The organism is Cupriavidus sp. 01L46, assembly GCF_056399905.1.
Genome location: NZ_JBFTSF010000635.1, coordinates 1 through 1,019, shown reverse-complemented (window position 1 = coordinate 1,019; position 1,019 = coordinate 1). Strand labels below are relative to the sequence as shown.

At 63.9% G+C, this 1,019-nt stretch carries 1 protein-coding gene and 1 pseudogene; both read left to right on the top strand.

The annotated features are described in order from the left end of the window. Positions 1-567 (top strand): annotated as a pseudogene (locus AC1DS3_RS39010) (carbohydrate ABC transporter substrate-binding protein); the annotation flags it as partial. Between the two features lie 50 nt (positions 568-617). Beyond that, positions 618-1,019 (top strand): ABC transporter ATP-binding protein (locus AC1DS3_RS39005; protein ID WP_477129410.1); only part of this gene is annotated, 402 nt, incomplete at its 3' end.

Here is a 1,019-nt window from a genome sequence, read left to right as displayed (position 1 = left end):
TCCAACAACCGCGCCATGCTGGCGGGCAAGATCTCGCTTTGCCTGAACGCTATTTCCATCACGCGCGAAGGCGAGAACAAGAACATTCCAGTCACGCCCGATATCTGGCTGACCCAGGCCTTGCGCGGCCCGGTGCGCCGCATCGGCATGGAACACGTGATGGACTGCTACGTGATCTGGAAATTTGCCGAGAACATAGCGGGTGCCAAGAAGTTCCTGCTGGACTATATCGACAATTTCCACCAGGCCTTTCTCGGCAGCGAGTACTACAACTTCCCCTGCTTCCCGAGCACAGTCCCGGACCTGCAGAAGCTGATCGCCGATGATCCCAAGGCTCGCCMGCGCGACAAGTACAAGGTGCTGGGCAGCCTGATGAACCAGGCCACCAACGTCGGCTACCCCGGCTATGCCAATGCGGCTATCGACGAGATCTTCAATACCTGGGTGCTCAACACCATGTTCGCCAAGGCCGCCACCGGCGATGAAACGCCGGAGAATGCCATCCGCGCCGCGGAATCCACGTGCAAGCGGATCTTCGCCAAGTGGCGGGAAAAAGGGCTCGTATGAGCCGCCCTTGCCGGGCCGGAGGCATCAGGATGGGCGTGGGCCGATAAGTCATGGCCACGGTGGAAACCCGCTCACTCACCAAGCGTTTCGACGGCGCCAACGCTGTCGACGGCATCGACCTGGCCGTGCACGAAGCTGAGTTCCTGGTGCTGCTGGGCCCGTCCGGCTCGGGCAAGACCACCTTGCTGCGCCTGATTGCCGGGCTGGAAGCACCCACCTCCGGCGATATCGTGGTGGGCGGCCGTGTCGTCACCGGGCTGCCGCCGCGCGCGCACAACATGGCCATGGTGTTCCAGAGCTACGCGCTCTATCCGCACCTGAGCGTGGCCGGCAACATCGCCTTCCCGCTGGAGGCGCAGCGCATGCCGCGCGAGGCAATCGCGCGCAAGGTGAGCTGGGCCGCGGCGCTGTTCGGCATCGGCCACCTGCTGGCGCGCAAGCCGCGCCAGCTC